Source organism: Bradyrhizobium sp. USDA 4452, from assembly GCF_054063575.1.
Window position 1 is genome coordinate 3,138,371 of the sequence record NZ_JBSSGK010000001.1, and the last position, 19,968, is coordinate 3,158,338.

The 19,968-nt window shown below is 65.0% G+C and carries 17 protein-coding genes; 6 read left to right on the top strand and 11 right to left on the bottom strand.

The features are described from left to right. From ACVISU_RS15090 to ACVISU_RS15105, 4 genes are all read right to left on the bottom strand, one after another. On the bottom strand, positions 1–732 hold the full coding sequence (locus ACVISU_RS15090; protein WP_050405685.1) for an amino acid ABC transporter permease: 732 nt from the start codon (positions 730–732) through the stop codon (positions 1–3). A 152-nt stretch (positions 733–884) separates the two neighbouring features. After that, positions 885–1,802 carry an amino acid ABC transporter substrate-binding protein gene (locus tag ACVISU_RS15095; RefSeq protein WP_456707451.1) on the bottom strand — a complete coding sequence of 306 codons (918 nt, stop codon included), beginning with the start codon at positions 1,800–1,802 and terminating at the stop codon, positions 885–887. Between the two features lie 27 nt (positions 1,803–1,829). Continuing rightward, positions 1,830–2,693: an alpha/beta fold hydrolase gene (locus tag ACVISU_RS15100; RefSeq protein ID WP_456707452.1), complete on the bottom strand. Its 864-nt coding sequence runs from the start codon at positions 2,691–2,693 to the stop codon at positions 1,830–1,832. After that, positions 2,690–3,106, bottom strand: a complete 417-nt coding sequence (locus tag ACVISU_RS15105; protein WP_456707453.1) for a hypothetical protein — start codon at positions 3,104–3,106, stop codon at positions 2,690–2,692. The genes ACVISU_RS15100 and ACVISU_RS15105 overlap by 4 nt, the downstream gene beginning before the upstream one ends. Positions 3,107–3,487: 381 nt before the next feature. On the opposite strand from ACVISU_RS15105, the gene ACVISU_RS15110 reads away from it, so the two are divergent. From ACVISU_RS15110 to ACVISU_RS15120, 3 genes are all read left to right on the top strand, one after another. Further along, on the top strand, positions 3,488–4,456 hold the full coding sequence (locus ACVISU_RS15110) for a Bug family tripartite tricarboxylate transporter substrate binding protein (RefSeq protein WP_050405693.1): 969 nt from the start codon (positions 3,488–3,490) through the stop codon (positions 4,454–4,456). A gap of 158 nt (positions 4,457–4,614) precedes the next feature. Then, the gene (locus ACVISU_RS15115; RefSeq protein ID WP_456707454.1) at positions 4,615–5,100 is read left to right on the top strand and encodes a tripartite tricarboxylate transporter TctB family protein; all 486 of its coding nucleotides are present in this window, start codon (positions 4,615–4,617) and stop codon (positions 5,098–5,100) included. 6 nt (positions 5,101–5,106) lie between these two features. Continuing rightward, positions 5,107–6,615: a tripartite tricarboxylate transporter permease gene (locus ACVISU_RS15120; RefSeq protein ID WP_456707455.1), complete on the top strand. Its 1,509-nt coding sequence runs from the start codon at positions 5,107–5,109 to the stop codon at positions 6,613–6,615. Positions 6,616–6,644: 29 nt separating this feature from the next. Here the strand turns inward: ACVISU_RS15120 and ACVISU_RS15125 are convergent, their stop codons facing one another. The 3 genes from ACVISU_RS15125 to ACVISU_RS15135 form a co-directional block, all read right to left on the bottom strand. Further along, entirely contained in the window at positions 6,645–7,487 is an 843-nt protein-coding gene (locus ACVISU_RS15125; RefSeq protein ID WP_456707456.1) for an IclR family transcriptional regulator, read from the bottom strand. A gap of 182 nt (positions 7,488–7,669) precedes the next feature. Continuing rightward, positions 7,670–8,959 carry an MFS transporter gene (locus tag ACVISU_RS15130; RefSeq protein ID WP_456707457.1) on the bottom strand — a complete coding sequence of 430 codons (1,290 nt, stop codon included), beginning with the start codon at positions 8,957–8,959 and terminating at the stop codon, positions 7,670–7,672. Positions 8,960–9,155: 196 nt separating this feature from the next. Beyond that, entirely contained in the window at positions 9,156–10,541 is a 1,386-nt protein-coding gene (locus tag ACVISU_RS15135; protein ID WP_456707458.1) for a M20 family metallopeptidase, read from the bottom strand. A 225-nt stretch (positions 10,542–10,766) separates the two neighbouring features. Here ACVISU_RS15135 and ACVISU_RS15140 point away from each other — a divergent pair, with 225 nt between their 5' ends. Further along, positions 10,767–12,146, top strand: a complete 1,380-nt coding sequence (locus ACVISU_RS15140) for an LLM class flavin-dependent oxidoreductase (protein ID WP_050405678.1) — start codon at positions 10,767–10,769, stop codon at positions 12,144–12,146. Between the two features lie 230 nt (positions 12,147–12,376). On the opposite strand, the gene ACVISU_RS15145 is transcribed toward ACVISU_RS15140, so the two are convergent. Next, on the bottom strand, positions 12,377–14,041 hold the full coding sequence (locus ACVISU_RS15145; protein WP_050405677.1) for a thiamine pyrophosphate-binding protein: 1,665 nt from the start codon (positions 14,039–14,041) through the stop codon (positions 12,377–12,379). Positions 14,042–14,307: 266 nt separating this feature from the next. On the opposite strand from ACVISU_RS15145, the gene ACVISU_RS15150 reads away from it, so the two are divergent. Beyond that, entirely contained in the window at positions 14,308–15,792 is a 1,485-nt protein-coding gene (locus tag ACVISU_RS15150; protein ID WP_456707459.1) for a hypothetical protein, read from the top strand. A gap of 36 nt (positions 15,793–15,828) precedes the next feature. On the opposite strand, the gene ACVISU_RS15155 is transcribed toward ACVISU_RS15150, so the two are convergent. Both ACVISU_RS15155 and ACVISU_RS15160 read right to left on the bottom strand, forming a co-directional pair. Then, positions 15,829–16,344 (bottom strand): GFA family protein, encoded by a 516-nt coding sequence (locus ACVISU_RS15155; RefSeq protein ID WP_456707460.1) that lies wholly within the window; start codon positions 16,342–16,344, stop codon positions 15,829–15,831. A 103-nt stretch (positions 16,345–16,447) separates the two neighbouring features. Beyond that, positions 16,448–17,575: an alkene reductase gene (locus tag ACVISU_RS15160; RefSeq protein ID WP_456707461.1), complete on the bottom strand. Its 1,128-nt coding sequence runs from the start codon at positions 17,573–17,575 to the stop codon at positions 16,448–16,450. A gap of 101 nt (positions 17,576–17,676) precedes the next feature. On the opposite strand from ACVISU_RS15160, the gene ACVISU_RS15165 reads away from it, so the two are divergent. After that, positions 17,677–18,060, top strand: coding sequence for a winged helix-turn-helix domain-containing protein (locus ACVISU_RS15165; RefSeq protein WP_050405674.1), 384 nt, complete (start codon positions 17,677–17,679; stop codon positions 18,058–18,060). A gap of 384 nt (positions 18,061–18,444) precedes the next feature. On the opposite strand, the gene ACVISU_RS15170 is transcribed toward ACVISU_RS15165, so the two are convergent. Continuing rightward, positions 18,445–19,941, bottom strand: coding sequence for an aldehyde dehydrogenase family protein (locus tag ACVISU_RS15170; protein ID WP_456707462.1), 1,497 nt, complete (start codon positions 19,939–19,941; stop codon positions 18,445–18,447). Positions 19,942–19,968: the final 27 nt, after the last annotated feature.

Here is a 19,968-nt window from a genome sequence, read left to right on the forward strand (position 1 = left end):
TCATTTGCCCGTGATGTAGCCGGGGATCGCGACGTAGCGCTCGAGGTAGCGCATCGCGGTGACCACGACGAAATTGAGGAGAAGATAGAGCACGGTCGCCGCGGTGAACGCCTCGAACACCTGGAACGAGAATTCCTGCATCGAGCGCGCCTGGCCGGTCAATTCGATCAGGCCGATGGTGATGGCGACCGCGCTGTTCTTGATGGTGTTGAGGAATTCGGAGGTCAGCGGCGGCAGGATGATGCGGAACGCCATCGGCAGCAGCACGTAGCGATAGGTCTGCACCGTGGTGAGGCCGAGCGCGGTCGAAGCCTGCTTCTGCCCACGCGGCAGCGACGTGATGCCGGCCTGCAGTTGCACGGCGACGCGTGCCGACATGAACAGGCCGACGCCGATCGCCGCGGTCCAGAATGGCGCGTTCGGCAATTGCTTCAGCCACAGCCCTGCGGATTTCGGCAGCAATTCCGGCAGCACGAAGAACCACAGGAAGAGCTGCACCAGCAGCGGCATGTTGCGGAAGAACTCGACCCAGCAGAAGCCGATCCATGACGCCGTCCGCGACGGCAGCGTGCGCAGCACGCCGATCACCGAGCCGGTGACCAGCGCGATGATCCAGGCGAGCACCGACACCTTGACGGTGACCACCAGTCCCGACAGCAACAGGTCGAGATAGGTGCCGGTCCCCATCGGGTTCGGCTCGAGAAAGATGTGCCAGTTCCAATTGTAGTTCACGGGTCTCCCGCGCTCTCGCGCCGATCACGCATTACGCCGACATTACGGGCGGCGTCTATGCAAATGTCCGGCCATTCTCCTCCAAAATGGCCGGACACGCTTGTCTTCCGGACCCGCCGCCGAACGGCGACGGGTCATGTGCAGCACTGCGATCAGTTCACCAGATACGCATCCGGATCCGGCGAATCCGACGGCTTGGCGAACTGCTTCTTCATCTCCGGTCCAGCCGGCGAATTGAGATTGAGGCCCTTCGGCGGGATTTTCTGGGTGAACCACTTGTCGTAGATCTTCAAGCCCTCGCCGCTGGTGTAGAGCGCGGCGGTGGCGGCGTCGACGACCTTCTTGAACGGCGCGTCATCCTTGCGCAGCATGATGCCGTAGGGCTCCGGCTTGGAGAACGCGTCCTTGGAGATCACGTAGTCATCCGGCGACTTCGAGCCGGCGACGAGGCTTGCGAGCAGGATGTCGTCCATCACGAAGGCGACCGCGCGGTCGGTCTCGACCATCAGGAAGGCCTCGGCGTGATCCTTGGCCGGGATGATGTTTATGCTCAGCCCACGCGCGACGTTGGCTTCGGTGAGCTGCTTGATGTTGGTGGTGCCGGCGGTCGAGACCACCGTCTTGCCCTTCAAATCGTCGATCGAGTTGATCTTGTTCGCCTTCTTCGTGACGTAGCGGCTCGCAGTCAGGAAGTGCGAGTTGGTGAAGGAAACCTGCTTCTGGCGCTCGGCATTGTTGGTGGTCGAGCCGCATTCGAGGTCGACGGTGCCGTTGGCCATCAGCGGAATACGCGTCGCCGAGGTCACCGGGTTAAGCTTGACCTCGACTTTGTCGAGCTTCAACTCCTTCTTGATGGCATCGACGATCTTGTAGCAGATATCCATCGCATAACCGATGGGCTTCTGATTGTCATCGAGATAGGAGAACGGGATCGAGGAATCGCGGTAGCCGAGCGTGATCGCGCCGGTGTCCTTGATGTTCTTCAGCGTCCCCGTCAGCTCCTCGGCCTGCGCCTGGCTCACGCCGAGCGCGGCGGCGAGCGCGAAGCCGATCAGATATTTGGATGTCATACGTCTACTCCTTCGTGGAACGTCAATCTACTGCGTGAGAATGTCGGCGAGGACGGGTGCGATATAGCGGCGAAACTGGTCCGGATTCTCGCTCATCGGAAAATGACCGAGCTTTTCCATGATCGTGACGCTGGCGCCCCCTATTGCCGCTGCCGTTCGCCTCGTGTCCTCAGGCGTGCAGGAGAAATCATACTCGCCCGTGAGGAGATAGAGCCTGCATACTTTAGTATCGATTGACGCGACCCGGCCGCGGAGGTCGCCGTCGACACGATAGAAATACAGGTCGCCCTTGAACACGCCCGGGCCGCCCTGCTTGTAGGCCCACAGCGTTTCCATCCGCGCAGGCGCCGGGCTCTGCGGCGCGATCAGCCCCGACACCAGCGCGGCGCAGACCTCGCCGCCGTGAACGTCGGGGCGGTTCAGCCAGTCGGTGTCATACCAGGGCGCCTGGAAATCGGCGGCCTCGAGCCCGATCAGCGCGCGGAACTCGGCGGCATGTTCGATCGCAAGGTTGAGCACGATACGGCCGCCGATCGAGCAGCCCATCACGACAGGCTTCTCCAGCCGCAACGCACGGCAGAAGGCGCGGATGGTCTCGGTGTAGCGCGCTGTGGTGAGTTGGTATTCATCGCCGGACCAGCTTTTCGGCGGATTCGACTTGCCATGCCAGGGCATATCGAAGGCAATGACGCGGAAATTTTCGGCAAATTGCGCGTCTGCGAGCAGATGCCGCCACTGCCGCGCGTCGGATCCCGCGGTGTGCAGGCAGACCAGCGGAATGCCCTTGCCGTTCTCCTCGAAATAGATCCGGTGCAGCTCGCCGCCGATCTCGACGTGGACGTAGCGGCCGACCATCGGCTCGATATGGCCGTTCGTGATGGTGCCGCTCATGATGCAGCCGCCGCGAAATGCTGCCGCGGCAGCGCCAGCAGGTCCTTGAAGTATTGCAGATGCGCCATGAAGGGATGCAGATCGCCCTCCAGCACCGCCTCGCCGCGCTTGGTCAGCGCCAGCAGATCGTGCCAGCCGGGTTTCGGTTCGGCCTGCCAATAGGCGGCCCAGGCCTGCGGCGTCGCGCGATAGGCAAAGCGCCACGAGCGCATCAGGCGAGGGGCGGGTACGAACTCGACGATGCGCCCCGCGCGGATCGCGGCGTGAAACGGCCGCGCCATCGGCCCGAGCAGGCAGTCGCAATCGAGCAGCCGCCCGCGCGAGACCAAGAGAGGCGCCTGGTCGAGCAATGCGGGAATGCCGGCAAACGCCGTCGTCACAGCGTCGTCGGTGGCGTCGGGCGATAGCGTCATCTGGCGGGGAAGTTTTTCCTGCGGCGAACGCCCCATGATGACCGGAAGGGAGCGATCCCGCAAGGCACCGATGCCCTTGAGTTCCCTGGATTATACGCTTGACCAAACCCGGCTTGCCGGTCAGGGCGCGCCCTCCCCGCATGCTGCCGGGAGCTGCCAATAGCCGCCACTCCGTCAGACCAAAGACCGATTGAATTCCGCAGCTCGGCAGGTTGCGCCTGACCGTGGCAGGCCAATTGTCGCAGCCGGCGCGTTCGCTCTTCCGTTGCCCGCCGCGTTCTGTCCAATGCGCATCGCGTCCCTGCGACGACAGGGACGATCATCGCCAACACTAAACAAGACATGGCCGCGATCGAACGCGGCCACACGGGAGAGATCGAGATGTCGCACCGCAATCGCTTGATGGTCCTGCTCGCCGCCGCCGGCATGCTGGCGTCGGTCGCAGCGCAAGCGCAGGAGTATCCGACCAAGCCGATCACGCTGATCGTGCCATGGCCGGCGGGCGGCTCGACCGATATCTCGATGCGCGCGATCGCCGAGAGCGCCTCGAAGGTGCTGGGCCAGCCGATCGCGGTCGACAACAAGGCGGGCGGCGGCGGCACCGTGGGCCCCGCGACCATGGCGGCCGGCGCCAAGCCCGACGGCTACACCATCGCGCAGATCCCGATCACCGTGTTCCGCCTGCCCTTGATGCAGGAGGTGTCGTGGGATCCGGCGAAGGATTTCTCCTACATCGTCCACCTCACCGGCTACACCTTCGGCGTCACCACCAATGCGGACTCGCAGTTCAAGACCTGGCAGGACGTGGTCGACTTCGCCAAGAAGAATCCCGGCAAGGTGACCTATGCGACGCCGGGCACCGGCACCTCGCTGCATATCGGCATGGAGCAGATCGCCCTGATGGCCGGCGGGATCAAGCTGACCCAGGTGCCGTTCAAGGGCGGCGCCGAGACCAACGCCGCGGTGCTCGGCCAGCACACCATGCTGCAGGCGGATTCCACCGGCTGGCGGCCGCTGGTCGACGCCGGCAAGCTGCGGCTCTTGATGGTGTGGACCGGCACGCGCTCGCCGAACTATCCGGACGTGCCGACGCTGAAAGAGCTCGGCTACCCCATGGTCTACGACTCGCCGTTCGGCATCGCCGGCCCCAAGGGCATGGATCCCAAGATCGTCGCCAAGCTGCACGACGCCTTCAAGAAGGCGATCGAGGACCCGGCCGTGATCGCAACGCTCGCCAAATACGACATGGTGCCGAATTACAAGAACACCGAGGACTACAGGAAGTTCGTGGTCGAGGTCACCGAGTCCGAGCGCAAGGTGATCGACACGCTCGGACTGGCGAAGAAGTAGGACTGGGCTGACCGCGAAGCCTCTCTCCGTCATTGCGAGGAGCGAAGCGACGAAGCAATCCATCCTTCCGCATACGCGGTGAAATGGATTGCTTCGCTTCGCTCGCAATGACGGGGATAGCTCATGCCCAATTTTGCGACGTGACGAGAGCATTCCCTATGAGCGACAAAACCGACGTCAAACTTCGCCTCAACAACTCCGAGCTCTGGGGCGGCCTGATCGGGCTCGCGCTCGGCGGCTTCGTGATCTGGTCCGGCTTAAAGCTCAAGCTCGGCACCATCAACGATCCCGGCTCCGGCTATGTGCTGTTCTACACCGGCATCCTGATGTGCGTGTTCGCGATCTCGATCATCGTCGCGGCGGTCACCGAGGGCGGTCCGACCTTCGCCTCGCGCTGGGAGAATGCGCGCTGGGGCAAGCCGGTCCTCGTCATCGTCTGCCTCGCCGCGTTCGCCTTTGCGCTGGAGCCGCTGGGCTTCCTGCTGTCGGCGATCCCGCTGATGCTGTTGCTACTCCGCGTGATCGATCCGGTACGCTGGTCGCTCGCGATCCCGCTGTCCATCCTTGCCCCGCTCGGGATGTGGTGGGTGCTGAAGCACCTGCTCGCGATCCAGTTGCCGAGCGGCCTGTTCGAGATCGGTTGAGCTGCCATGGATACTCTCGTCAATGTCGCCCACGGCCTCGGCGTCGCGCTGCTGCCGGTCAACCTGCTCTATTGCTTCATCGGCGTCTTCATCGGCACGCTGGTCGGCGTGCTGCCCGGCATCGGTCCGATCTCGGCGATGTCGCTGCTGCTGCCGGTCACGCTATCAGGCACGCCGGAGTCCGGCATCATCATGATGGCCGGCATCTACTACGGCTCGATGTATGGCGGCTCGACCACGTCGATCCTGGTCAACATTCCCGGCGAAGCCGCCTCCGTCGTCACCTGCATCGACGGCCACCAGATGGCCAAGCAGGGCCGCGCCGGCCCCGCGCTCGGCATCTCCGCATTCGGCTCCTTCATCGCCGGCACCTTCTCGCTGGTCGCCCTGATGCTGGTGGCGCCCTCGCTCGCCAGCGTCGCGATCGCGTTCGGTCCGGCCGAATATTTCGGCCTGATGGTGCTCGGCCTCGTCGTGCTGACCTTCCTGACGCAAGGCTCGATGGCCAAGGCGCTGCTGATGGCCTGCATCGGCGTCGTGCTCGGCCTGGTCGGGCTCGACAGCATCACCGCGCAGCCGCGGCTGACCTTCGGTCGCATTGAGCTGATCGACGGCATCGGCCTCGTGCCGGTCGTGATGGGCCTGTTCGGCGTCGCCGAGGTGCTGCTCAACACCGAGCAGGCGATCAAGCGCGACATCATCAAGACCAAGATCACCCAGTTGCTGCCGAGCAAGGAGGATTGGAAGGCCAGCGGCGGGCCGGTGGCGCGCGGCACCGTGCTCGGCTTCTTCCTCGGCATCCTGCCCGGCGGCGGTGCCGTGGTGGCGTCGTTCGCCTCTTATGCGCTGGAGAAGCGGCTCTCGAAGCATCCCGAGCGGTTCGGCCATGGCGCGATCGAGGGTGTCGCGGGGCCGGAATCGGCCAACAATTCAGCGGCCGGCGGCGCCTTCATTCCGCTGATGACGCTCGGCATCCCGCCGAATGTGGTGATGGCGCTGCTGCTCGGCTCCTTCGTGATCCACGGCCTGCAGCCGGGACCATTGATGATCTCGCAGAACCCGACGCTGTTCTGGGGCATCGTCGCCAGCATGTATATCGGCAATCTGATGCTGCTGGTGCTCAACCTGCCGATGATCGGCATGTGGGTGCAGCTGCTGCGGCTACCCTACAACGTGCTGTTCCCGCTGATCATCCTGTTCACCATCATCGGCGTCTACTGCTCCAGCAACAACGTGTTCGACGTCCATGTCATGATCGCGTTCGGCGTCATCGGCTACTTCATGCGCAAGCTCGGCTACGAGCCGGCGCCGCTGGTGCTGGCCTTCGTGCTCGGGCCGATGCTGGAGAACAATCTGCGCAAGTCGCTGATCCTCTCGCAAGGCGACCTCATGACCTTCGTGGAGCGGCCGATCTCGGCGATCTGCCTCGCCTTCGCACTGGCGCTGCTGGTCGGCCCGCTGCTGCCGTCGCTGCGCAGGAAGCGCGAGTTGGTGGCGCTGGACGAGGGGGCGTAGCTGCTGCACCCCCTCTCCGCCGCACCATTTCAACCCGCCTTCACGCCCCGCCCGGCCTTCGGCGCCTGGGCCATCGCACGGGCCAGCACCTGGGCTTCCTTCTTCAGCATGTCGGCGAGCTCGCTTTCGCGGCGGCGGATGCGGTCGGTGGCCGCGCCGATCGAGAGCGCGGCGACCACCTCGCCGGCATCGTCGCGGACGGGAACGCCGACGCCGCCCATGCCGGGAAACGCGGCGTCGAGCAGCACGGTGTGGCCGGCCTTGCGCGCCACGGCGATCCGCTCGCGCAGGAATTTCGGCGTGATGCGCGGCGACTTTGCCAGCCGCGGCATGATCACCTCGATCACGGCCTCGATCTCGGCGTCCGGCAGCCATACCAGAAGCGCCAGCGCGCCGGCGCCGACCCCGAGCGGGCGGCGGCTGCCGATCTGCAGATAGTTCGGCTGCAGCGGATGGCTGCCGACCGAGCGCGCCAGATACAGCGCCTCGACCCCGGAGCGCACCGACAACAGCGCCGTATCCGCGGAGCGCTCCGACAGCCGGAGCAGGCTCGGCTGCGCCAGCTCGGCGATGTCGACCGAGCGGCGCGCGCCGACCGCCATCACCCGCGCTTCCTGGCCGAGCTCGTAGGTCTTGGCGCCCGCGACGCGGCTGACGAAACCTTCCTCGATCAGCGAGTTGAGGATGCGCAGCGCGGTCGCCTTGTTCAGCGAAGTGGTGTCGGCGATGTCGGTCAGCCGCAGCGGCGAGCGCTGCGCCAGCACGCGCAGGATCGCGCAGACCTTCTGGATCGCGTTGAACTTGTCGGGTTGGCCTGGCTCCGGCGGCCTCTTGCGGCTGGTCCGTGCGGTCGCAGTCGTGGAGGCGTTCATGCCCTGGTCTTCCTTGCCTCATCCAAATCCTGACCGGGTACGACGAGGGGAGGTGCCCGGGGACGGCATCCTAAAACGGATGACGCGCGCCGGACACCGTATACTTTCGTCAGATGAAACTATGATTTCGACAACTACGCTGCCTTGCAGCAAGCGGGATATCTTAATTTCGTTTCGCGAAATCAGGCCAACCGCATCTTCCGGATCGTGAACAGCGCAGCGAGGCTGAGAATGCAGACCGCGGTGAGATAGTATCCCGGCGCAAGTTCGCCGATCAGCGCAAAGCCGCCAATCCAGGTCATGATCGCCGGGCCCATGCCGCCGAACACCGTGACGCCGATATTGTAGCTGAGACCGAGCCCGGTCGCGCGCGTCGCCGGCGGAAACAACTCCGACATCAGCGCGGCGAGCGGCCCGTAGTAAAGCGACTTGAGCACGCCGAGCCAGAGCACGCCGAGCAGGATGATGACAGGCGTCGGCCTGCCCGTGAGCAGCAGGAAGGCCGGGAAGATCGAGACCAGCAGCAGCAGCGCAAACAGGATCATGTGCGTGGTGCGCCCGATCTTGTCGGAGACCAGGCCTGCGATCGGCGCCAGCAGCGCGACCGCGGTCTGCGCGGCGAATGCGGCGATGAAGCCGACCGAGGGCGCGAGGTTCAGCGTCTTCACCACATAGGTCGGCATATAGACGATCAGATAGTTGACCGCAGTCGACACCGCGAGCGCGCCGATCGCAAGGATCGTGGCGAGCTTCTGCCGCGCGAGCACGTCCCTGACCGGCGAGTCCTGCTTCCCGGCCGCCGGCGGCGGCGTCGCATCGTCGACATGGTTGCGGATGTAGATGCCGACCGGCCCGATCAGCACGCCGAACAGGAACGGCAGCCGCCAGCCCCAGGATTGCAAATCCTCGGGACTCATCAGCGAGGTCAGGAGTGCGCCGAAGCCCGCGCCGAGCAGGCCGCTGACGCCCTGGCTGGCGAACTGCCAGCTCGCCACGAAGCCGCGCCGCTCCGGCATGTGCTCGACCAGGAACGCGGTCGAGGAGCCGAACTCGCCGCCGGCGGAGAAGCCCTGCACCAGCCGCGCCAGCATCACCGCGATCGGCGCCAGGATGCCGATGGTCTCGAAGGTCGGCATCAGCGCCAGCACCAAGGTGCCAAATGTCATCAGCACGATCGAGAGCATCAGTGAGGCCTTGCGGCCGTGCCGGTCGGCATAGGCGCCGAGCACGATGCCGCCGATCGGGCGAATCAAAAACGACAGGCCGAAGCTGCCGAAGGTCAGCAGCAGCGAAATGGTCGGATCGTTGGCCGGAAAGAACGCCTTGGACAGATAGACCGCGAAATAGGCGTAGACCGAGATGTCGTACCATTCGAGCGCATTGCCGACCGAGGTCGCGACAATCAGGCGGGTGATGTTTTTCTTGTCGACCGTGGCTGCGTGCTGCGCGTCGGCCGAAGTTGATAGAGTCATTCGGTTTTCCTTGCCGGCGTCCTCCGCCAGCGCTCCGCTCGTCATGCCCGGTCGTAGGCCTCTTCCCCGTCACCCTGAGGAGCGCGAAGCGCGTCTCGAAGGGTCGACGGCCCTGCTGATACCGCGCATCCTTCGAGACGCGCGCAAGAGCGCGCTCCTCATCAAGATGACGGGGAACAAGCGAGCCCGGCTCGGCTCACCCCTTGTGCTTTGCCTCGCCGAGGTCCCAGAACAGCCCGGCCATGATGGTCAGCGCCTCCTCAGTCACCGGCAACAGGATGTGTTCGTCGGGCGCGTGCTGCGAGCAGCCCGGATAGGAATGCGGCACCCAGATCGTCGGCAGGCCGAGGCCTTCGGAGAACACGTCGTTCGGCAGCGAGCCGCCGAAGTTCGGCAGCACCGCCGGCGCCTTGCCGGTGGTGGAGCGGATCGAGTTCGCGGCCCAGTCGATCCACGGACTGTCCATGTCGGTGCGCGAGGCGCCGAAGCGCTGCGCGCCGGAGACCTCGACCATCGGGAAGCCGTTCTTGTGCAGATAATCGCGCACCCCATCGATCACTTCGAGATACCTGGTGCCGACGACGAAGCGGAGCTGCAGCACCGCGTTCGCCTTGCCGGGAATGGCGTTGGCAGGCTTGTCGATGTTGCCCGCCGACATCGCCAGCACTTCCAGCGTGTTCCAGGCGTAGAGCCGTTCCGCCGCGGTCAGGCCCTCCTCGCCCCAATCCTCCGCCAGCTGAGGTTCGTCCGCCGTCGGCTTGATCTCGACATCGGCGAGCGCGGCGCGGACGCGGTTCGAGATCGGCGGCGGTTTCAGGATCTCGAGCTTCATGCGGCCCTTGCCGTCGACCAGGCTCGCGATCGCGTTGACCAGGATGGTCGCGGGATTGGCCAGCACGCCGCCCCAATTGCCGGAATGGTTGCCGCCCTCGCGCAGATTGACGTCGAGATGGATGCGGTTGCCGCCGCGGCAGCCGAGGAAGATGGTCGGCCGCTCCGCTGACAGCCGCGGCCCGTCCGAGGCAATGAACAGATCGGCCTTCAGCTCCTCGCGATGCGCCTCGCAGACCTCGCGCAGATCGGGCGAGCCGATCTCCTCGCCGGTCTCGATGATGAACTTGGCGTTGAAGCCGAGCTTGCCGCCGCGGGCCTGCTTCACTGCGCGCAGCGCGGCCATGTTGATCGAATGCTGGCCTTTGTTGTCGGCGGTGCCGCGGCCGTAGACCCGCTCGCCCTTGACCGTGGTCTGCCAGGGATTGAGCCCGTCGCGCCATTCGCCGACCATGCCGTCGACGACGTCGCCGTGGCCGTAGGTGAGCACGGTCGGCCGCGCGGCGTCCTCCTGGTAGTCGGCGATCAGATACGGCCCGCGGCCGGTCGGCGATTCAATCAGCCGGGTCTTGAAATCGAGCTCGGCAAAGGCCAGCTGCAAATTCTCGACCAGATAGGCGCGCAGCGCATCGGCCTTGTCGGCGTTCAGGCTCTCGGTCTGGTAGCCGACCCTGCGGTCCAGCTCCTGCAAGAACTGTCCCGATTGAAAATGCTCTCGCACGTTTGCGATTGCGTCGGCCCGTGTCGCCATGATTGTTCCTTCGTCAGGTCGCGTCTTGGCATTAACCGGCCAGATCGCTGCGTTGCACAGCCCGGTCATGCTCTGGTGGCCGGCAACCTATCGGGATCGGCGCGCCACCGGAAGGGTGTGAATCGCGAAGGGGGCCTTGCCAAAACGTGGGAAGTCGCAACAAGTTGACAGGGAGACGTCCGGCATCTGACCGGGCCGTCATCAGCGGCGCTCAAGGTTTCGGCAATGACAAAACAAATCCGGCTCAACGCCTTCGCCATGAACTGCGTGGCGCATCAATCACCGGGGCTGTGGACCCATCCGCGCGACCGCACCAAGGACTACAACAAGCTGTCCTACTGGACCGATCTGGCGAAGACGCTGGAGCGCGGTCGGTTCGACGGCCTGTTTCTCGCCGACGTGCTTGGGGTCTACGACGTGTATGCGGGCAATCCGGATGCGGCCCTGCGCAACGCGGCGCAGACCCCGGCCAACGAGCCGCTGATGCTGATCCCGGCGATGGCCGCCGTGACCGAAAATCTCGGGTTCGGCGTCACCAGCAACCTCTCCTTCGAACCGCCCTACCCGTTCGCGCGGCGAATGTCGACGCTCGATCACCTCACCGGCGGCCGGGTCGGCTGGAACGTGGTGACCGGCTATCTCGACAGCGCGGCGCGTGGCGCCGGCAAGGACAAGCAGACCGCGCATGACGACCGCTACGAGCTCGCCGACGAATATATGGAGCTGGTCTACAAGCTCTGGGAAGGCAGCTGGGAGGACGACGCCGCGATCCGCGACGTCGCGCGCGGCATCTTCACGGATCCCAAGAAGGTGCATCGGGTGCAGCACGAAGGAGCTAACTACCGGCTCAACGCGATCCATCTGTCCGAGCCGTCGCCGCAGCGCACGCCGGTGCTCTACCAGGCCGGCACCTCGCCGCGCGGCCGGCAGTTCGCCGCCGAGCACGCCGAATGCGTCTTCATGTCGGGTCCGTCGGCCAAGGTGATCGGCCCGCGGGTCTCGGCGATCCGCGCGCTCGCCGCCGAAAAGGGCCGCAACGCCGCCGAGATCCTGATGTTCTCGATGATGTGCGTCGTGGTGGCGCCGACCGAAGCCGAGGCGAAAGCGAAATACGCCGAGTATCGCAGCCACATCAGCCATGAGGGCGCGCTGGCGCTGATGTCAGGCTGGACCGGCGTCGACTTCTCGACCTATTCGCTCGATCAGGAAGTGCGGCACGTGCAGAACGACGCCGGCCGCTCCGCGATGGACAACGTCACCCGCGCCGATCCCGACCGGGTCTGGACCGTGCGCGAGGTCGCCGAGCATGTCGGCATCGGCGGCGCCGGACCGGTGGTGGTCGGTTCGCCCGAGCAGGTCGCCGACAAGATCGAGCAATGGTTCGAGGACACCGACGTCGACGGCCTCAACGTCGCGTTTGCGATCTCGCCCGGCGATTTCGAGGATATCGCAGACATGTTGGTGCCGGAGCTCGTCAAGCGCGGCCGCTACAAGCGGGAGTATGCCAAGGGCACGCTGCGCGAGAAGCTGTTCGGCGAAGGACGCGCGAGGCTCGATGCGACGCATCCTGCGGGGCGATATCGGGTGAAGAGCGCGAAGGAGTGATTGCCGCCGTCATTGCGAGCAAAGCGAAGCAATCCATCGTTCTGCGTACGCGGGCCAATAGATTGCTTCGTCGCTTCGCTCCTCGCAATGACGCGAATAGCCCTGTCATCCTGAGGTGCGAGCGGAGCGAGCCTCGAAGGATGCACGGCCCGGCCGGTGGCCGTCGATCCTTCGAGACGCGCGCAAGTGCGCGCTCCTCAGGATGACGGTGACGGACTGACGTCCTACGTTCAATTCACCGCATTGCTCACCATCACCTCGATCAGCTTCGCGCCTGGGCGGCTGAACGCCGACTTCAGCACGCCCTTCAGCTCCTGCGGGTCGGCGACTTTGATCGCCTCGAGGCCGAGCGAGCGCGCCACGCCGGTGAAATCGACCGGCGGGTCGATGAAGTCCATGCCGACATAATTGTCGTCGCCATGGAAGGCGAGCAGGCGCTGCTTGATGATGCGATAGCCGCCATTGTTGACGATGACGAAGTTGAGCGGCAGCTTGTGGTTGGCCGCTGTCCACAGCGACTGGATCGAATACATCGACGAGCCGTCGCCGGAATAGCACACCACGGGCCGCTGCGGATTGGCGAGGCTGACGCCGACCGCGGCCGGCAGGCCCCAGCCGATGCCGCCCGACGCCAGCGCGTGATAGCCGTAGCGGTCGCGATGCGCCCGCAGCGCGAGGATCTGCCGCGACGAGGTCAAGCCTTCGTCGACCAGGATCGCATTGTCCGGCATCGCCTCCACGACCTGCAGCGCCAGCCAGTCCGGATCGATCGGCGATTTCTGGCTCGCCTTCGAGATCTGCTCGACCAGCGCCTTGCGCTTTGCTGCCCAATTCTTGCTCGACAGCGCCGCGAGGCCCTGCCTGGCGCGCGTCTCGAGCGCGTCGCCGCCGAGCTCCTTCAGTGCCGGGACCAGCGCGCGCAGCGTCTCCTTGACATCGGCCTTCACCGCGATCTCGGCGCCGTAGTTCCTGGCGAGATCATTGTCGACCAGGCCGACCTGCACGATCGAGAGCCCGTCCGGCAGCGGATCGACCTCGCTGTAGACCGACATCCGCAGCGGATCGCCGCCGAGCGCGATCAGGAGATCATGCGGCGCCAATACATCGCGGGCGACCTTCTGCAGCCGCGCGATCGCGCCCATGAAGCTCGGGCTTTCAGACAGAAAATGCGAGCCATAAGGCGTCGGGGATTGCCAGGCCGGACAGCCCAGCGTCTCGGCGAGATCGGCCGCCTCGCGTAGCGCATCGCTTTTGACGATCTCGTCGCCGACGACGATCACCGGACGCTCGGCTTTCAGGATGCGCGCGGCCAGCGCCTTCAAGGAATCTTCCGACGGCCGGACGCGGGTGTCGACCCGGGTGGTGCGGCCGAGCTCGATGCCGGCCTCGGCGTTGAGAATATCGCCTGGCAGCGAGATGAACACCGGTCCGGTGGGCGGCGTGGTCGCGATCTTGGCGGCGCGGCGCACGATGCGCGGCAGGTCTTCGAGCCGCGTCACCTCGACCGCCCATTTCACCAAGGGCGTGGCCATCTGCACCAGCGGACCATAAAGCACCGGCTCGGTCAGGCCGTGGCCCTGCTCCTGCTGACCGGCGGTGAGGATCAACGGCGTGCCGGTGAAGCTCGCATTGTAGAGCGAGCCCATCGCATTGCCGAGGCCGGGCGCGACATGGACGTTGCAGGCGACCAGCCTGCCGGAGGCGCGGCTGAAACCGTCGGCCATCGCAACCACCAGGCTCTCCTGCATCGCCATCACATAGGTGAGGTCGGGATGATCCTTCAGCGCATGCATGATCGGCAACTCGGTGGTGCCGGGATTGCCGAACAGATGCGTGACACCCTCGTCTTTCAGCAGCGCCAGGAATGCCGAGCGGCCGGTAATGCGATTCTTCATGTTCCCTCCAGGCCTGCCAGCGCATTGGCCGACGGCGCCGGCGGAGATGACCAAACTTGCGCCTCGGGAGCAATCGAGCGGCCGGTCATGGCCGCATTCCGCTGGCGCGCGCCTGGCTCTCCCAACGGGAGCCATCGAATTGCGCGGCCGACTTTAACGCTACTTTAGCGAGAGTGGCCTAAAGCGAAGGTGCTTTGCCTTCATCAAACACACAGAAAAGCATGCAGGGCCCGCAGACGGCTCGCTTCGACCGCGGGGGCTCAGTCATGGACGCGCTGACGACCTGGAGCGGAACCAGGCTCGATAGAAGACCGGGAACGATCGGGCTCGAGAAGCCGGGACTCTATGTCTTCCTGATCGCAGTCACGTCCGTGTACTACCTGGCAAACGGGCCGCTCCTGCTCGGCCACCTGGATCTCGGATGGCACCTCGCCGCCGGAGACCTGATCAGGGAACGCGGCAACGTCCCCTTTCAGGATCCATGGTCGTTCACCCTCGGCGACAGGCAATGGTACAACCTGTCCTGGCTCTGGGACGTGATCGCCAGCGTGATGTTTCAATACACGGGATATGTCGGTCTCACGCTGTCAGTCCTTGCATGTGGCGCCGTCATCACCGGATATCTTGCATCGATCTGCCTGCGCAGCAGCGCCTCGACACTTGCAGTTTGCATTTCCGTTCTCGCCGCGTGCCTGCTGTATCCTGCTTTCGTGACCGCGCCGAATTCCTATCTCGCCGCTTCGCCGAACACCCCGACCATGTTGTTCTGCGTCGTTTTCTACGCAGAGTGCCTGAAGCGAACCCGATGGTTCCTGCTGCCGGCGATGATGGTGCTTTGGGCCAACCTGCATGGCGGCTTCGTGCTCGGGCTTTTCATCATCGGCCTTTTTGGCGCTGCGTGCGTGCTCAAGCGGGACTGGGCCGGTCTTAGAATCTACGGTTTTGCAGCGGCCGGCTGCCTTGTCGCAATCCTGATCAATCCGCTTGGCTGGCACATCTACGCCGGTGTCACGACCACGCTCGGCCACTTTGCGCAGGCGAACATCACCGAGTGGTGGTCTTATTCTGCGAACTTCAGCGTGCCCGGCAGCATTCCCGGCATCGTCTACATCGCGATATTTGCGGCGTTTGAGCTCCGCCACCCGGCCGCCTCGTCCGCTCCTCTGGAGTCGCGGCTGCTGTCCTGGCTGTTCCTGCTGCTGGGATTCTATCAGTACCGGTACATGTCGTTCTTCTTCATGTTCGCGACGGTACCGCTGGCGCTTCACATCGACCGACTGCTGCCCAAGCAACTGAACGATCTCAAGGTCCAACGCTCGCTCCTGGTTGCGGGCATCGTCGGAATGTGCGCGCTGCCGCTGACGCTGATGCACGTCAGACCGGCGCTCGCGATGCCGCAACTGCTCTCGGAGCAGGACGCGCGCTATCTTCAGACCCATTTCCCGCATGCGCGGCTGCTGAACCACTGGAACGTCGGCGGGCTCCTGATCTTCTACACACGGGGTGCGGTGCCGGTATTCGTCGACGGCCGGTCTGCTACCGCCTACCCCGACGAGCTGCTGCGCGACTATTTCACTCTGAGCAAATGGGAGGTCGACGAGACCGCTTGGGACACCGTGCTCGCCAAGTACAAGATCGATACGGTGCTCTGGGTGAAGGCGCACGAGCCTCTGAAGAGGTTCCTCGTGGACAAGAGAGGGTGGACCGAGGAATACGCGGGATCGGAAGAGGCCATCTACGTGAAGCACTGACGCGGCCCACGTTTCAGGCGAACCAGCGAAAACGCTCTAGAACATGCCCTCCCGCTCGCTGCGCTTCTTCTTTTTCGAACGCTGCCAAACCACGCCGGGATAGCCCTTCAGCGGCACCAGCGGCTCGCCGGTGTAGGCCCATTCCTGCAATTCCTCGATCGCGATGTGATAGAGCGGCTGCCGGCCGGTGCGCCCCGAGAACAGCGCGCGCGGGATGTTGACCATGTGCGGCGACCGCGCGCGCTCGTAGATGACGGGGGTGCCGCAATTGCCGCAGAAGCTGCGCGCGGTCCTGGTCGCGGCATCCTCGTAGCGCGACAGCTCGCTTTCGCCTTTCGTGATGCGGAAGCGCTTCTTCCAGCTGCCGACATAGGTCGCATAGACGGCGCCGTGCGCGCGGCGGCTCGCGGCGGTGTGGTCGTGCCAGGCCCAGCGCGCCGGTACGTCGATCTCGAACCGGACCTTGCCGCACAGGCATTGCCCGGCCGCCGGCTTCGCCAGCGCCACCGGTTTTGGCTTTTTGGTCGGTTCGAACTCGTCGTCCGGAAACATCCGATGGCTCCGTCATTGCGAGCGAAGCGAAGCAATCCATTCATCCGCATGCTCGGAGCGATGGATTGCTTCGTCGCTTCGCTCCTCGCAATGACGCGCTCGTCTACGCCTGCGCCAGCTCGTCGTGCACGGGATAGTCCGTGTAGCCCTTCTCCTCGCCGGCATAGAAGGTGGCGCGGTTGTACTTGGTCAGGGGATAGCCGCGCTGCAGGCGGTGCGGCAGGTCCGGATTGGAAATAAAGTAGCGGCCGAACGCGATCGCATCGGCATGACCTTCGGCGACCGCGCTCTGCGCGCTGTCGCCGACGAAGTTGCCGGCGGTGATCAGGACACCGCTCCACATCGGGCGGAACAACACCATCGCCGACGGCACGTTCTGCCAGTCGACCTCGGCGCGGCCGGTGCCCGAGGCGCGCGGCTCGATGAAATGCAGATAGGCAAGCCCGAACTTGTCCAGCGCCTGGATGGCGTGGCTGTAGAGCGGCATCGGGTCGGCCTCGCCGCTGCCATTGGCGATGCCGTAAGGCGAGAGCCGCACGCCGACGCGGTTGGCGCCCCACACTTCGGTGACCGCCTGCGTCACTTCCAGCAGGAAGCGGACCCGGTTCTCGATCGAGCCGCCATACTGATCGGTGCGCAGATTGCTGCGCGATTGCAGGAACTGCTCGATCAGATAGCCATTGGCGCCATGGATCTCGACGCCGTCGAACCCGGCGGCGAGCGCGTTCTTCGCGCCCTGCCGATAGGCCTCGACCATCAGCGCGACCTCGCCGGTCGTAAGCGCCCGCGGCGTCTCGTAGTCGACCAACTTGCCGTCCGCCGTCATGCACTTGAACTCGGAGGGGATCGCGACCGCCGACGGCGCCACCGGCAGCGCGCCATCCGGCTGGAACGAGGAGTGCGAGACGCGGCCGACGTGCCAGAGTTGCAGGAAGATCAGCCCACCCTTTGCGTGCACCGCATCCACCACCTCTCGCCAGCCCGCGATCTGGGCCTCGCTGTAGATGCCGGGGACGCCGGGATTGCCGAAGCCGGTGGCGACCACCGGCGAGGCTTCGGCGATGAGCAGCCCGCCTTGCGTGGCGCGCTGCGCGTAATATTCCGCGTTCATCGGCCGCGGCGCGAGGCTCGGCCGCGCCGCCCGCATCCGCGTCAGCGGCGCCATCACGACACGGTGCTTCAACTCATACGGACCGACCTTGAGCGGCGAAAACAGCGATGGAGAACTCATGCCTACCCCGATTATTCTTTGTGATGCCCGTTATGTCACGGGTTCATCTTGTTCGCAAAAGCAGGTAGTGGCAATCTAGCGAACAGACAAGCAGGCTTGCCATGTCGAAAACGAGCGCCACATCGCTCCCCTCGTTGAGCGTCCGCATCGATCTCGATGCCGAAGACCGCATCGGACCGGGCAAGATCCTGCTGCTCGAGCAGATCAAGGAATGCGGCTCCATCTCCGCCGCCGGCCGCGCCATGGACATGAGCTACAAGCGCGCCTGGGACCTGGTCGACGAGATCAACCGCATCTGCCGCCAGGCCGCCGTGGAACGCCAGACCGGCGGCAAGAACGGCGGCGGCGCGGTGCTGACCCCGTTCGGCCTCTCCTTGGTGGCGCGCTACCGCAAGATCGAGCGCGATGCGGCGATCGCCGTGCGCAAGGATCTCGAGGCCCTGCGCAGCGACATCGGCAAGCCGAAGAAGGCTGCGGGCCGGTAAACGCGAGAACCGGCGGCCGCCACACGGCGCTTACGAAAATATCGAAAACAACCCCATGCACAGTAGCCGGCGAGCGACCGGCGTGCGACAAGGCACTTGACGCGTCGGGCAACTCAGGGGTATATTTCTAATATTCCGAAAAATATTCGAGCGCCGGGGCGAGAGCCTTGCGGCGCAAGAGCGCGATGATTTTTGGTTGAATCAGCCGAGCCGCGGATTCATTTCACCTCTCCCCGACGGGGAGAGGTCGATTTGCGCAGCAAATCGGGTGAGGGCCGCGGCGCTAACGAGAGATCGTAACCCCTCACCCGACGCTGCGCGCCGACCTCTCCCAAGGGAGAGGTGACACACCGCCGCGGCCGGCTCGACCTAACTCATCGTGCGCTAACCCGTCTTGATCCAGACCGCCTTGACGTTGAGGTATTCTTCGACGTGCTGCTTGCCGGACTCGCGGCCGTAGCCGCTCATCTTGTAGCCGCCGAACGGCACCGCGGGATCCATCGCCTGGTAGCAATTGACCCAGACCGAGCCGGCGCGCAGCGCCTTGGCGACCTGGTGCGCCTTGCTGACATTGGTGGTCCAGACGCCGGAGCCGAGGCCGAAGGTGGTGGCGTTGGCGCGCTTGATCAGCTCGTCCGGATCCTTGAACGAGATCGCCGAGATCACCGGGCCGAAGATCTCCTCCTGGGCGATGCGCATGTTGTCCTGCACATTGGCGAACACCGTCGGTTGCACGAAATAGCCCTTCGACAGCGCGCCCTCGGTGAGACGGCCGCCGCCGGCCAGCGCCGTGGCGCCTTCCTTCTGACCGATGTCGAGATAGCCCGAGACGCGATCGAGCTGATCCTTCGACACCAGCGGCCCGATCTGGGTGTTGGGATCGAGGCCGTTGCCGACCTGCAACTTCTTGCCGAACTCGGCGACGCGGCCGACGAATTCGTCATAGACCTTCTGCTCGACGAACAGCCGGGTGCCGGCGCTGCAGATCTGCCCGGAATTGGCGAACACCGCCATCGCCGCGCCCGGCACCGCGGCGTCGAGATCGGCGTCGGCGAACACGATGTCCGGCGATTTGCCGCCAAGCTCGAGCGAGACGCGCTTGAGGTTGCCGGCCGAGGCGCGGATGATCGACTGACCTGTGAGATGCGAGCCGGTGAAGGCGACCTTGTCGACGTCGGGATGATTGGCGAGCGCGGCGCCCGCGGTCTCGCCATAGCCCGGCACGACGTTGACGACGCCGGGCGGAATGCCGGCCTCCATGCAGAGCTCACCGATGCGCAGCGAGGTCAGCGGCGATTCCTCGGCCGGCTTCAGCACCACGGTGCAGCCGGTCGCGATCGCAGGACCGATCTTCCAGATCGAGGCGGTCAGCGGCCCGTTCCAGGGGATGATGGCGCCGACCACGCCGATCGGCTCCTTCAGCGTGTAGGAGAAGATCTCGCCGGGCAGCGAGTTCTCGATGGTCTCGCCGTGGATCGCGGTGGCCTGGCCGGCGTAGTAGCGCAGCATGCCGAGCGCGCGCAGCCGGTTGCCGCGGGTGCGGCTGATCGGCGCGCCCATGTCGAGCGTGTCGAGCTGGGACAGTTCCTCGAAATTGGCTTCGACCAGTTCGGCGAGCTTGAGCAGCATGTTCTGCCGCTCGAACGGCTTGACCTTGCTCCACGGACCCTCGAAGGCGCGGCGCGCCGCCGCGACCGCACGGTTGATGTCCTCGGCATCGCCCTCGGCGACGGAGGCGAGCAATTCGCCGGTGGCGGGATTGTGCGTCTCGAATTTCTTGCCGGAGGCGGCGTCGACCCATTTGCCGTCGATCAGCATCTGCTTGTAGGAGCCATCGGCATAAGGATGGCGCGTGATCGGAATAGCCTGCGAAACAGCCATGTTTGCACTCCCTGTCGTCGGCTGAGG